Genomic DNA, 13538 nt, shown 5'->3' with positions numbered 1-13538 from the left:
CTCGCACCCGTGGGGTCACCACGTGAGTGCCGGTGTGCCGACCGGGTCGTTCCACAGGTCGACGAACTCGTCGGTCGCGCGCACGAGGGTGATCGACAGTCCGTGCATGTCGAACGAGGTGACCAGTGAGCCGGCGAGCAGGCGGGCACACCCGATTCCCCGCTCGCCCAGTGCCCGGACGAGTTCCCTGGTGGCGATGGCGAGTTCCAGGTCGTGCGTGGCGCCGAGCCCGTTGACGATCGCGATCACGTCGTCGCCGGGGCCCACCCGCCCGCCGCCGACCAGTTGCTCGACGAGTTCGTCGACCAATACCCCCACCGGCGCCGCCGGCCGGGTGCCGTGGCCCCGCTCGCCGTGGATCCCGACACCGAACTCGATCTCGTCCGCGGCCAGGTCGAACGACGGCCGGGTGTGGCCCGGCGGAGTGCCCGCGCGCAGCGCGACGCCGAGCGTGGACGACGCCGCCACCACCCTGCGGCCCAGATCCGCGATATCGGCCAGCGACCGGCCCCGTTCGGCCGCGGCGCCGCAGATCTTCTCCACCGCGACCACGCCCGCGGTCCCCCGCCGGCCTGGACCGCCGTCCGCGCCGCCGGCGGTGGCGAGATCGTCGTCGACGACCACGATCTCGGTGGTCACCGACCCGGTGAGCAACTCCGCCGCGATCGAGAAGTTCAGCATGTCGCCGGTGTAGTTCTTCACGATCAGCAGCGTGCCGTGACCGGTCTCGACGGCCTCGACCGCAGCACGCACCTGTAGCGCGGTGGGGCTGGAGAACACCGCGCCCGGCACCGCCGCGTCGAGCATGCCGGTGCCGACGAACTGGGCGTGCAGCGGCTCGTGGCCGGCGCCGCCGCCGGACACCAGGGCCACCTTCGGCCGGGGTCGCCGCGCTCGGACGACATATGCCGGATCGCGGTGGCAGACGAGTGTCTCCGGATAGAGCAACTGCAGGCCCTCGAGCGCCTCATGGGTGACGTTCTCGGGCTCGTTCACGAAGTGCCGACCGATCACGGGTGCCCCCCGGACAGGTCGCGAGGTTCCGGTGTGAGCCGGTGTGCGAACGCGCGGACTCCGGTGTGGACGGTATCGCCCACCCGCAGTCCGGCCGCCCGGGCCGGACCGTTGACGTAGGAGAGGACGCCGTGGTGCCACATGTCCATCCCATTGCTGATCTCGGCGGATTCGTGGCCGACGGTCGCGCCCGGGACCCCGGCCTCCCCCATCGCGACGACACCGGCGATACCGGCGTCGTCCTTGCCGATACCGGCATCGTTGAACACCGCTAGTGCGGGGCCGATCTCGATGGCCAGCCGGCCCGACTCCTGCCCACCGTTGGACGCCGCGACGAGGATGCGGCCGGTGTCCTCGGTCTCCGCCTGGGACATGCTGTCCATGACGACGATCTGCCGGCCGTTCTCCGCGCCGATGATGCTGCGGAACATCAGGACTTGCTCCTTTCGATCAGGGCGAGGATCTGTTCGCGCAGCGACGCCCCGACCCGGACACCGTCCCGGTGCGCGATGTCGTTGACGTAGCTGACGATGCCGTGTTCCCACGCATCGGTGCCGTCCCCGATCCGGGCGCTGTCGTGCGATACCGCGATGCCCGCGATCGCCCGGCCGGCCACCGCCGCCAGTCCCGCGATACCGGCCCGGTTCTTGCCGATACCCGCGTCGTTGCACACCACGACCGCCACCCCGAACGAGGCGGCGTACTCGCCGGCGCTGGCGCCGCCGTGCGATCCGGTGACGAGGATGTCGCCCCGGTATCGCGGTCCGGCGAAGGCGATCGAATCGGTGACCCAGACCCGCCCACCGGCGGCCCGATGAACCAGTCGCGGTTCGGTGCCCGCGATATCGACGGGCCTCATGCGGGTACTCCCAGCAGTTCACGTGCCTGGCCGGGGGTGGCGGGCTCCCGGCCGTGCCGGCGCGCCAGCTCGGCCACCCGGGCGACCAGTTCGGGAGTGGATGGGTAGCCGAGTTCGCCGTAGTGGTGGTCGCCGGCGCCGATGGCGACGTGCCCGCCGCGGCGGATGGCCTCCTCGGCGGCCTCGAGCACATTTCCGCGGTAGGCGGAGACGATCCACTCGATCGAAAGATCTTCGGGCAGCAGATCCAGCTGCGCCCGCAAACCCGCCGCGGTGGCCGGATGCGCCGCGGGGAACTCGTCGCCGCCGAGGATGAACGCCACCACCAGCGGCACCGGTAACGGCCGGGATCGAGCGTGCGCGAGGATGGCCCGGGTCCACCCGACATTGAACGACGCCAGGTACGGCGTCATCCCGAGTTCGCCGGCCAGGTCCAGCAGTTCGGTCTGTGTCCGGGTGTCGTTGAGGAACACTCGGTCGTCGGTGACGAACCGGCCCGAATCGAGATCGATGAGATCCATTGCCGCGAGGCCCATTTCGACGATCAGGAAGTCGGATCTGGTCTCCGGGCGTCCCTGATTCGGTGCGAGGTTGGACAGCCGCCGGGACACCGACCAGCCCGCGACATTGGCGGGCGCCGGGGCGAGCAGCAGGTCGGTTTCGGCACGGACCCGCGCGATGATCTCGGCGTAGGTCCGCGCCGAATGATCCACTCCGCCGTCCGGGGTCCGGCCGTGGAAGTGCATCAGCGACGCTCCCGCGGCCCGGCTCGCGGCCGCGGTCGCGGCGATCTCGCCGGGTGTCCACGGGATATGCGGATTGGGGTCGCGCATCGTGTTCTCGTTGACGTGCACGCCGATGACGATCGGCTTCGACCTACCGGTCACCCCGGCCCCCTTTCGGTACGCGCCAGCCCGCACCGATCGACTGGCCGCCATCGACCGTCCACGTCTGGCCCGTGACGAACCCCGCTCTGGATCCGGCCAGGAACGTGATGACCTCGGCGATCTCCTCCGGTTCGGCATAGCGGCGCAAGGGGATCGCCTTCAGGATCTCTTCTTTCGCGCCCGCGCCCTGACCCGTGCGGGCGAGCGGGGTCAGGGTGGACCCCGGCGCGACGCAGTTGACCCGGATACCGTCCTCGGCGAGTTCGAAGGCGAGTTGGCCGGTCAGCGCGATCACCCCGCCCTTCGACGCCGAGTACGCCGCGCGATCCTGGCTGCCCCGCAGTCCGGAAACCGAGGAGATCGTCACCACCGAACCCCCACCGTCGGCGGCGAGCAGGTCGGCGAAGGCACGGACGACGGTGAACGTGGCGACCAGATTGACCTCGAGCGTGCGCCGGAAGTCCTCGGGCGTGGTCTCCCGGACCGGGGCATTGCGGGCGATGCCGGCGCTGGTCACCACGGCGTCGACCCGTCCGAACCGTTCACCGGTGGCCGCGACGAGCCGAGCGATGTCACCCTCATCTGTGACATCGGTCGGCACGTCGAGCACCCCCTCCCGCGAATCCCGGGACCCGAACGGGGTGCGGTCGGCCACCACCACATTCCATCCGAGGTCGACGAACCGGTCGCATGTCGCTCGCCCGATTCCGGATGCCCCGCCGGTGACGACGGCCACCTGCGCCGTCATGAGCCGAGCACCGTTCGCATATCGCGTACCGGATCGTCACCGTCCCAGCCGACAGCGGCGGCCGCGACAGCACGGAAGAGTGCGCCTTTGCGCCCACTCACCTCGGACAGTTCGACGACGGTCCCCGGGAAGGGCCCCTCCTCGAAGTAGACGAACCGTTCGTCGGGGGCGCCGCTGCCGGAGATACCCCTCTGCAATTCGATCGCGCCGCGTTCGCGGGCGGCGGCACGGAGGCGATCGAAGTCGGTGGTCCAATAGGCCACGTGCTGCAGCCCCTCGAGCCCACGGTCGGTGAACTCCTTGAACGCGGAGGGCTCGTCGTTGCGCTGCTGGATCAGTTCGATCTGGGTGTCGCCGCTCTGTGCGAGGGCGATGCTGAATCGCGGCGACGCACTCTGTCCACGAAACCGGAAACCGGTCAGCGGCTGATCGTCGATGTAGAAGAACGGCCCCACGCCGGTCACCGCTACCCAGTGCTTCATCGCACTGTCGATATCGTTCACCACATAGCCCAGTTGTCGCAGCGGGCCGAAGTATCTGCTCATACTCACCTCGAGTGTCGAACACCGCCGCACGCCGGGGCGGTGTGGAATCGTGTCGATGATGTCGGCCGACATCGCCGAGAGGAACGAATTCGTACCGATCATCGGGACTTGCCCGACCGGTTCGGAGAGGTCAGACCCGTTCGATCCCGGCGCTCACGCCGGCAGCGGAACGCGAATCGCGCGTGGCGAACTTCAGCGCGAGGACGATCACCGCGGCGAGCGCCAGGACCAGGGCGTAGACACTGATCGCCGGCGTGAAGCTGCCGGTCGTGTCCTTGATCCAGCCGGTGACCTGCGGACCGAAGTAGCCGCCGAGATTGCCCATACCGTTGATCACGCCGAATCCGGCGGCCAGGGCCACCCCGGTGAGGAAGTTGGACGGCATGGTCATGAAGATGCCCATCGAGCTGTAGAGGCCGATGCCGGCCACGCAGAAGCCGATGACGGCGACGACCGGAGTCTGGAAGAACAGCGCGGCGAGCCCGAATCCGAGTGCGGCGACACCGGCCGCGATCGCGAAGTGCACCGGCCGTTCGCCGCGGCGATCACTGTGCCGGGTCCACCAGATCATCGGCCCGATCGCCAGCAGCGCGGGCAGGGCGGCGACCCATCCGATCTGGGTGTTGGTCATGCCGAACTGCCGGTAGATCTGCGGCATCCAGATCTGGAAGCCGTTCAGACTGAAGGTGAAGCAGATGAACACCGAGATCAGGACCAGGACCCGAGGATGCACCAGGCCCTGCCAGAAGCTGTGCGAGCCGGCGGCCGACTCGGTGTGCGCGGCCTCCTCGTCGAGCTTGTTCGTGAGCCAGCCGCGTTCCTCGTCGGTGAGGAACTCCGCCTCGGCGGGGGTGTCGCGCAGCACCCGGAAACAGACGACGGCCATGATCACCGCCGGAACACCGGTGAGAATGAAAACCCACCGCCATCCGGACAAGCCGAGGAATCCGTCCATCTCCAGTAGATGCGTGGTGATCGGCGTGCCGAGACCCGACAGGCAGATGAAACCGACGATCCACGACATCGACCGGCCGCGGTCCTGGTTCGGGAACCAGCGGGAGACGAAGTACAGCATGCCGGGCGAGAATCCCGCCTCCGCGATACCGAGCAGGAACCGGCACACGACCAGAGTCGTCGCCCCCTGCACGAATCCCGTCGCGATGGTGACGATCCCCCAGGTGATCATGATCCGGGTGATCCACCGCCGCGCCCCGACTTTGGTGAGGATGTAGTTGCTCGGCGGCTCGCAGACCGTGTAGCTCCAGAAGTAGATGCCCGCCGCGAAGCCGAACATCGACGCGGAGATTCCGAGTTCCCCGTTCATCGTCAGGCCGGCGACACCGATATTGAGCCGGTCCAGATACAGGACTATGTACGCCAATCCGATGATCGGCATGAACCGCAGCATCACCTTACGGATCGTCCGAGCGCCCACCGGGTCCCGGACCTCGGCCGGAGTAGTTTGCCGGCGCATCTTCCACCTCTTGTTCTTCAGCGCATCCACTGTGATGCGCGACACGAGAACGATGCGCGCCGCACTACCGGATTCCCAATCGTAAAGTCCCGTTCATCGGAACTCGGTTCGGCAGACGTCACGGGCCCTGGTGAAAGTGGCAGGAGTTTCGGCAGGTCAGGCCCCTGATGCGGGGTACCGACCCGGTTCGATACCGCGCTCTGCGGGCACAGCGCAGACCGGAAGGACGACAGACACGACTCATCCGTCGTACGCGATCGCGTACGACGGATGAGTGCACCACCGCGGTACCGGTCAGATGAGCAGAGCAGGTGCCGAAGGCCGGCCGGCGTCATCGAACGAGACGACCACCGGCGCGTCCATCGGGAAGTGGGCGGGCATCAGCAGCAGGCCCTCCCGTGCGCAGCGTTCGAGAAGGGCATCGCGGGTGCGGCGGGCCGCGAGCGGGTCCACGTCTCCCCCTTGGACGAGATGGGCGCAGCAGAACTGGATCGGGTGGTGGACGACGTCCCCGGAGATGACCGCGCTGCGGTCGGGGGAACGAATTTCGACGATCTGATGACCGGCGGTGTGGCCGGGCCCCGACCGGAGGACGACACTTGTGTCACCCTCCTCGGCGAGGATATGGCCGTCGTCGACCGTGATCCACGCGGCCTGCTCCAGAACCGGCCGGATGCTGTCGTGATAGGTCCGCACGAGATCCGAAACCACGGGGTCCGGCGGCGGGCTTGCCACCAGCGCCTGCAGTTCGGCCAGTTCCACAGCGCCGAACACATGGGTGGCCCGTTCGAAGGTCGGCACCCACGCCCCGTCGACGAGCCGGGTGTTCCAGCCGCAGTGGTCCGGATGCAGATGGGTGCTCACCACCAGGTCCACCTCGGCGGGCGTGTGCCCGGTCGCGGCGAACCGCTCCTCCCAGTCGGTGTCGAACATATGGTGCGGAAGCAGATTCGGCCGCTCCTTGTGGTTGCCGTTACCGGTGTCGACCACCAGCGTCGTATCACCGATATCGATCACGTAGGTGTGGATCGCAAGGATCAGATCCCCTGTCCCGGGGTCCACGAACCGCGGCGGCAAGGCGGCCGCGACGCGCTCGGCGCGCTCGTCGGCAGCCGGGAACAGGCTCGTCACCGGGAACGGCCAGCGTGCCAATTCGGTGAGCTGCCGGACGCGCGCTACCCCTATGTCGACGGTGAAGGTCACCGCACCACTCTCCTCCCGGTCACGGATCGGTCCCGCGGATCCTCCTGCGCGGAACCGGGCACCGCGACCGCGGCGTCCCGATCATCGGTCCCGGATCGCCGGAGTCACCATGGTCTGTTCCGGCTCGCGTCCGGCGAAGCCGATCCCGACGGCGGCGCGCGCCGCGGTTGTCCGGCTATTCCGCTCATCGGTCCGATCGCCGGCCTCCCGGTGGTTCCCTCTCGGATGACCGGTCGAGGGAGACCCGCGCGGACCGCCGACGCTTCGCACAGCGTCGGCGAAGGACAGGGTCTCGCCGACGCCGAGCAGATTCCAGTGAGAGGCACCTCCATGATTCGCAAAACCGCCGCCATCGTCGGCTCCGGGAACATCGGAACCGACCTGATGTACAAATTGCAGCGCTCCGAATACGTCGAACTCCAGTACATGGTGGGGATCGACCCGGACAGCGAAGGGCTGGCACGGGCCCGCCGGGAGGGTTTCGAGACTTCCGCCGACGGCATCGATTGGCTGCTGTCGCGGCCCGAACTCCCCGATATCGTTTTCGAAGCCACCTCGGCGAAGGTGCATGCCGCCGCGGCACCCGGATACGCCGAGGGCGGTATCACCGCCATCGACTTGACTCCCGCCGCCGTGGGCCCCTATGTCGTGCCGGCGGTGAATCTCGACGAGCACCTGGCCTCGCCCAATGTGAACATGATCAGTTGCGCGGGCCAGGCCACCATCCCGATCCTGTACGCGATCAACGAGGTCGCCGACGCCTCCTACGGGGAGATCGTCGCCGCCATCGCCTCCCACAGCGCCGGGCCCGGCACCCGCCAGAACCTCAGCGAGTTCAGCGAGAAGACCGGCAAAGCGCTCGTCCGGGTCGCCGGCGCCGACCGTGCCAAGGCGATCTCGGTGATCAATCCGGCCGAACCGCCGATGAACATGCGCGACACGGTCTACGCCGAGGTCCGCAACCCCGACGCCGCCGCCATCGAGCGGGCGGTCGTGGACATGGTCGCGAAGGTGCGCCGCTATGTCCCCGGATACTCGCTACGCCTCGTCGACGTCGAGGGCGACCTCGTGACCGTGATGCTCGAGGTCGTCGGCGCCGGCGATTTCCTCCCCACCTATGCCGGAAACCTGGACATCATCACCGCCGCCGCCGTTCGGGTCGCCGACGTCATCGCCCAGCAGAACCTCACCCCCGGAGCAGCACAGTGAACAACCTTGCACAGAAGAAGGTCACGATCGTCGACACCACCCTGCGTGACGGCATGTCCTCGGTGTCGCATCGGTTCACCCCCCGCGATGTCGCCGATATCGCCCGCGGCCTCGACAAGGCCGGTGTGGACACCATCGAGGTCGCGCACGGTATCGGATTGGGCGCCTCGTCCATCCAGTACGGTTTCGCGGCCGCGACCGATCCCGAATACATCCGTGCCGCCGTCGACGCGGTCGACAATGCCACCATCGCGGCCCTCTACGTCCCCGGGATCGCCACGCTCGCCGAGCTGCAGACGGCCGCCGAGGCCGGAATCGGAACGGTCCGCGTCGCGGTCCACTGCACCGAGGCCGACTGTGCGCAGCAGCCGATCCACTGGGCCAAGGACCGCGGCCTGACCGTGATGACCTTCTTGATGATGAGCCACAAACTCGAGCCCGAACCTCTCGCGGAGCAGGCAGCAGTACTCGACTCCTACGGCGCGGACGTCGTCTACGTCGTGGACTCGGCGGGCGCGATGGTCCCCCGGCACGCGGCCGAGCGGGTGGCCGCCCTACGACAGGCGATCTCCGCGGACATCGGCTTCCACGCGCACAACAACCTCGGTGTCGGCATCGCCAATGCTCTCGTCGCCGCCGAGAACGGTGCCACCTTCATCGACGGTTCCCTGCGTGGTCTGGGCGCGAGCGCCGGAAACGCCCAAACCGAGGTCCTCGCAGCGGCTTTCGAACGCGCCGGGTGGGACACAGGCGTCGACCTGTTCCCGTTGATCGATACCGCCGAACACGTTGTGGCACCGCTGATGAACGAACCGCAGATCGTCGACGAGACCGCATTGGTTCTCGGCTACGCCGGCGTCTACTCGACCTTCTTCCATCCGACCAAGCGGGCGGCGAAGAAGTTCGGCGTTCCCACCCGCGACATCCTGCTGGAGCTGGGCCGGCGCGGCGTCATCGGCGGCCAGGAAGACATGATCCTCGACGTCGCCTCCGACCTCGCCGGCCGCACCTCGAGTTATCTGCCCGGAGGTCCCGGCGGCGATTGATCGGTCGGGATCGGCCCGGGTGGGCGTCGCGGCGCGGGTGGTGCCACCGCGAGTTCCCCCCGTCGGGCGGCCCGCCACCACCGCTGTCCGGAGTCCATGACACGCCGGACCTTGCGCACGGCGGGTACCTGTGTGAGCAGGTGCGCCTGGTATCGCCACGGCACCTGTGGCCCGTGCCGAGCCGCCATCGCATAGGCGAACTGTACGGCGCTCCGGTCGAGATACCGGTCGGCGTGTTCGAACCAGACCATGCTGGCACGGGCGGCGGCCTGGATCGGGCGTAGCGCGGCGCGGCGCTGGGCGTCGTAGTTCTCCAGCGCGTCGGCGACCTCGGCATGCTCGTACAGATTCTGTGCGAGCGCGACGGCGTCGACGATCGCCAACCGGGTACCGGAACCGATGGTGAAGTGGGTCGTGTGCGCCGCGTCGCCGAGCAACACGACCTTGTCGTGATACCAGGTCTTGTTGGTGATCTCGGGAAAGCGGCTCCACTTCGCGAACTCGCCGCGTGCCTTGCTGATCAACGAGTGACCGCCGAGAACCCGGGTGAAGATGTTCTCCAGCACACGCGAATTCTCCGGATCCCCCAGGGAATCGAATCCCAGGCCGTGCCAGGTGCGCGGTTGGCACTCGACGATGCAGGTGCTGATCTTCCCGGCCACCGATGGGTAGGCATGGAACCAGATCCAACCGGCCGCGGTGTGTTCGAAGGCGAAGGTGAATCGGGTGAAGACCTGGTCGGTACCGAGCCAGATATATCGATTCTCGCCGAAGGCGACCGACGTGCCGAAACAATGATCACTCAGCTGCCGTACCCGGCTGCTCGCGCCGTCGGAGGCGACGATGAGATCGGTGTCGTCGAATCCGGACAGATCGTGGACCTCTCGCCCGTGCCGGACATCGACGCCCAGATCGATCGCCCGCCGGGAGAGTACGTCGAGTAGTGCCGCGCGCCCCATACTGAACCCGTAACCCCCGAAATGCGCAGTCCGGTCGTCGCCCACATGGATTGCCTGTTCACGCCACAGTACCGACCCGGCGCGCACCGCCCGGGCGCTCTCGGGGTCGTTGCCGTACAGGATGTCGAGCAGGTCGTCCCAGTACACGACGCCCCAGCCATAGGTGGCCCCGGGGGGATCGCGGTCGATCACCGTGATGGCATGGGCCGGGTCGCGCCGCTTCATCGAGATGGCAAAGTACAGCCCGGCAGGCCCGCCACCGACGCATACGATCTTCATCTCGTCACCAGCTCCGTGCCGGCCGGTCGAACCTCACTTCACCTGATCGGTACTCGAGACGACCGTGCCCGGCACATGTCCGGGCACGGTCACCGGCCGCTAGAAGCTGCCCCAGCCACCCCAGCCGGGCCACCAATTGCCCCAGCCGGGACTCCAGCCCCAGCCATTTCCCCAACCCCAGCCATTACCCCAACCCCAGCCGCCGCCTTTACCCCAGCCGCCATTTCCCCAACCCCATCCATTTCCCCAACCGCCGCCTTTACCCCAACCATCGCCGCGATCCCAGCCGCCACCCTTACCCCAGCCGGGGCTGTCGACGAGTTGGCTTGCGGACGTGGGCGAGGATGCCTGCGCGGTAGGCGCTTGCTGCGCGGCTGCGACGACCGGAATCGCGGCAACTGCGGCTATACCGGCGGCGGCCGCCAACCGGGCGAACTTCGTATGTGAATTCTTTCTCGTCATGATGGGCTCCAGAATGCTGTCCCGACCCGCTTGAATTCTACGCGCCGAACTCTGGAATTTTCCGCGTTCTTTCAACTACAAATTACCCGACTTTTGCACGGTTTTTCGATCCGGCAATGCCCATCCACTCCTGAGGGTTCCCGGAGATCGGCCGCCGCCGACTATCCGGCTGACAGGGCCGACAGCGGAATCCGGGCCGCTCGGGAACCGGTCCGGCATCCGGTGACCTCGCCTTTCCTCCGTGCCACGGCATCGACTGCCATCAGCACGCGCCTTCCCCACCGACGATCCGATCAGCGGATCGGGCCTGGAACACACTCGCCATCCACAGCTGCGGTGTCGGGCCGAGGCCGGCCCACCCCGACCGGTAACCGACCGACATCGAGATCGGATTCACCGGTGACCGGACACTCCCCGATTTTTTCGTGTATCGCGTCGAGCGCTGCCGGGAGAACCCGGACAGAAAATCCACACGCGGTGCGTTGCCGTGACAACACCGACAAGACCGATAACAATGCTGCCCATGACCCTGGCGGTCGGCAAAGAATTGGGTGATCGGCGAGCGGACCGCGGCGATGATGCGGTGCCACGTACATACTTCCGGCCCGATATCGAAGGACTGAGAGCAGTCGCCGTGGTGGCCGTCGTGCTTTTTCACACGGGCATGCCCGGAGTTGGTGGCGGATTCGTCGGCGTGGACGTCTTTTTCGTGATTTCCGGCTTCCTCGTCACCGGAATCCTGTTTCGAGAGACGGCGACCACCGGCACTCTCGGGCTCGCCCGGTTCTACGGCGCGCGGGCCCGGCGACTGCTACCCGCGGCGGGCATCGTCCTCGTCACGACCGCGGTGGCGGCCGCCGTACTGCTGCCACCCCTGCAGGCCCGCCGGGTACTCGGCGACGGGATCGCCAGCGCGCTGTATGCCGGGAACTATCGGTTCGCCCTGCGCGGCACCGACTATCTCGCCGGCGATGTGCTCCCGTCGCCGTTCCAGCACTTCTGGTCGCTCGGTGTGGAAGAGCAGTTCTATCTGCTCTGGCCTGTGCTGATCACCGCGACGGCGTGGTTCGCGCGGCGGCACCGGACCGGGGCGGCGGCACCGCGGCCGTACCTGATCGTTCTCCTGATCGTCGCCGCGTTCTCCAGCGCGACCGCACTGCTCTGGACCGGCACGCTCCCCTCGTGGGCGTTCTTCTCGCTGCCCACCCGGGCCTGGGAGTTGGCCGCCGGCGGCGCGATCGCGCTGTCGGCGGCGGCGTGGTCCCGGCTGCCGGCAATCCCGGCCGCTTTCGCCGGCTGGGCCGGATTACTGCTGATCACCGTCGCTTGCACCTGGTACGACGAGCACACCCGATATCCCGGGGCCGCCGCGCTGCTCCCCGTCGCCGGGACTGTACTGGTGATCATTTCCGGCTGTGTCACTCCACGGTTCGGCGTCGGACGCGGGCTGGCATTCGGCCCGATTCGGGCGATCGGCCGCGGGTCCTACTCGTGGTACCTGTGGCACTGGCCGGTGTTACTGCTCGCGCCCTGGGTGGTCGGCCATCCGCTCGGACTCGGCGGTTCGCTGGGCGCGGTCACGATCGCGGGTGGGCTCGCCATGCTCACGCTGTGGCTGGTCGAGAATCCGGCTCGTTTCGCCGTTCCCCTCCGCGATTCGGCCGCGCGCAGCCTGGCCTGTGGCGGGGCGATCACGGCTGTTGCCGCGGGCCTGGCGCTCGCACTACTGGTACTCGCGCCGGTCCCGGCCGGCCGCGGTGCGGCGGCTCCGGCCCTCGCTCTCACCGCACCCGCCGCACCGGTCGCACCGGTCGCACCGAGTGCGGATCCCGGCGCGGCGGCGGTCCGGCAGCAGATCGCGCAAGCGCAGGCCGCTATTGCCGCATCGGCCGCAATCGGCCCCGTCCCTTCCAATCTCACCCCCTCCCTCGCCGACGCGGCCGGCAGCAAGGCGGACGTGTTCGTGAACGGCTGTGTACGGTCCTGGCGGGAGGTGGGCCAGGCCGAGTGCGCCTCCGGCGATCCGGACTCGGCCACCACCGTGGCCCTGGTCGGCGATTCCCATGCCGCGATGTGGCAGCCGGCGTTCGAGCGGGTCACCGCGGCGCGGCACTGGCGGCTGGAGATCATGGCCAAGGTCACCTGCCCGCTGCTGGACCTGCCCATCACCAGTCCTTACCTGGGCCGGGAGTACACCGAATGCGCGCAGTGGCGCGATGAGATCGTGGCCCGGTTGCAGGCCGAGCGGCCCCGGTTGATCGTGGTGGGCATGTCCCGGCGATATGGTGCCGACTTCGGCTTCGTCTCCTACGACCCGGCCTGGCTCGACAGCCTGAACCGCCTGGTCGCCCGGCTGCGCGCGACCGGTGCGGCCGTGCTCGTGCTGGGGTCGATCCCCGACCCGCACACCGATGTCCCGATATGCCTGTCCGGACATCTCGAGGATTCCGCCTCCTGCGCCCCGGCACGACCGGATGCGCTGAACGACGCCGGTATCGCGGCCGAGCGGGCGGCGACCATCGGCGGTGGTGGACAGTACGCCGACCTGACCTCGCTCTTCTGCACCCCCTCCGACTGCCCGCTGGTGATCGGGGACAACCTGGTCTTCCGCGACGACAATCACCTCACCGTCGATTACGCCGAAACGCTCGCACCGATCATCGGCGCACTCACCGACCGCGCGCTCGCCCGCAACTGATCCGGACACGGCGCCGATCCGTCGTTGGGTGTATGTCGTCGTCGCCGGACGAACCGTCGCCTGTGGTGGTCACGCGCCGCCGTCTCGGCGGTCGCGCCTCTCTGGGAAAACCGTCCGGGCGCGGCGAGGTCGCGATAGCCTCGCTGGAGACCGGA

At 68.1% G+C, this 13538-nt stretch carries 12 protein-coding genes; 3 read left to right on the top strand and 9 right to left on the bottom strand.

The window, feature by feature from the left end; translation table 11 throughout:
- Positions 1-15 precede the first annotated feature (15 nt).
- The 8 genes from ON38_RS12010 to ON38_RS11975 form a co-directional block, all read right to left on the bottom strand.
- Positions 16-996 carry a dihydroxyacetone kinase subunit DhaK gene (locus ON38_RS12010; protein ID WP_245564010.1) on the bottom strand — a complete coding sequence of 327 codons (981 nt, stop codon included), beginning with the start codon at positions 994-996 and terminating at the stop codon, positions 16-18.
- Between the two features lie 14 nt (positions 997-1010).
- Positions 1011-1445, bottom strand: coding sequence for a hypothetical protein (locus ON38_RS12005; RefSeq protein ID WP_051164638.1), 435 nt, complete (start codon positions 1443-1445; stop codon positions 1011-1013).
- Entirely contained in the window at positions 1445-1873 is a 429-nt protein-coding gene (locus tag ON38_RS12000) for a hypothetical protein (RefSeq protein WP_051164637.1), read from the bottom strand. Before ON38_RS12000 ends, ON38_RS12005 begins: the two co-directional genes overlap by 1 nt.
- Positions 1870-2760: a 3-keto-5-aminohexanoate cleavage protein gene (locus ON38_RS11995; RefSeq protein ID WP_039824817.1), complete on the bottom strand. Its 891-nt coding sequence runs from the start codon at positions 2758-2760 to the stop codon at positions 1870-1872. Before ON38_RS11995 ends, ON38_RS12000 begins: the two co-directional genes overlap by 4 nt.
- The gene (locus ON38_RS11990; protein WP_039824816.1) at positions 2750-3508 is read right to left on the bottom strand and encodes an SDR family NAD(P)-dependent oxidoreductase; all 759 of its coding nucleotides are present in this window, start codon (positions 3506-3508) and stop codon (positions 2750-2752) included. The genes ON38_RS11995 and ON38_RS11990 overlap by 11 nt, the downstream gene beginning before the upstream one ends.
- Positions 3505-4053, bottom strand: a complete 549-nt coding sequence (locus tag ON38_RS11985) for a VOC family protein (RefSeq protein ID WP_039824922.1) — start codon at positions 4051-4053, stop codon at positions 3505-3507. The genes ON38_RS11990 and ON38_RS11985 overlap by 4 nt, the downstream gene beginning before the upstream one ends.
- 130 nt (positions 4054-4183) lie before the next feature.
- A complete protein-coding gene (locus ON38_RS11980) occupies positions 4184-5527 on the bottom strand; it encodes an MFS transporter (RefSeq protein WP_051164663.1) in 1344 nt (447 codons plus the stop codon).
- A gap of 294 nt (positions 5528-5821) precedes the next feature.
- Positions 5822-6730, bottom strand: coding sequence for an MBL fold metallo-hydrolase (locus ON38_RS11975; protein WP_039824815.1), 909 nt, complete (start codon positions 6728-6730; stop codon positions 5822-5824).
- Positions 6731-7060: 330 nt separating this feature from the next.
- Here ON38_RS11975 and ON38_RS11970 point away from each other — a divergent pair, with 330 nt between their 5' ends.
- Positions 7061-7939, top strand: coding sequence for an acetaldehyde dehydrogenase (acetylating) (locus ON38_RS11970; RefSeq protein ID WP_039824920.1), 879 nt, complete (start codon positions 7061-7063; stop codon positions 7937-7939).
- Positions 7936-8985, top strand: a complete 1050-nt coding sequence (gene dmpG, locus ON38_RS11965) for a 4-hydroxy-2-oxovalerate aldolase (protein ID WP_039824814.1) — start codon at positions 7936-7938, stop codon at positions 8983-8985. The genes ON38_RS11970 and dmpG overlap by 4 nt, the downstream gene beginning before the upstream one ends.
- Here the strand turns inward: dmpG and ON38_RS11960 are convergent.
- Positions 8955-10223 (bottom strand): FAD-dependent monooxygenase, encoded by a 1269-nt coding sequence (locus ON38_RS11960; protein WP_039824813.1) that lies wholly within the window; start codon positions 10221-10223, stop codon positions 8955-8957. The two genes, dmpG and ON38_RS11960, sit on opposite strands and share 31 nt — an antisense overlap.
- Before the next feature lie 985 nt (positions 10224-11208).
- Here ON38_RS11960 and ON38_RS11950 point away from each other — a divergent pair.
- Positions 11209-13383, top strand: a complete 2175-nt coding sequence (locus ON38_RS11950) for an acyltransferase family protein (protein ID WP_039824811.1) — start codon at positions 11209-11211, stop codon at positions 13381-13383.
- The last annotated feature ends 155 nt before the right edge of the window (positions 13384-13538 follow it).

The organism is Nocardia testacea NBRC 100365 (assembly GCF_000308775.1).
Classification (GTDB): Bacteria; Actinomycetota; Actinomycetes; order Mycobacteriales; family Mycobacteriaceae; genus Nocardia; species Nocardia testacea.
Note: the sequence above shows the minus strand (reverse complement) of the source record. Positions and strands in the feature narration are given on the sequence as shown.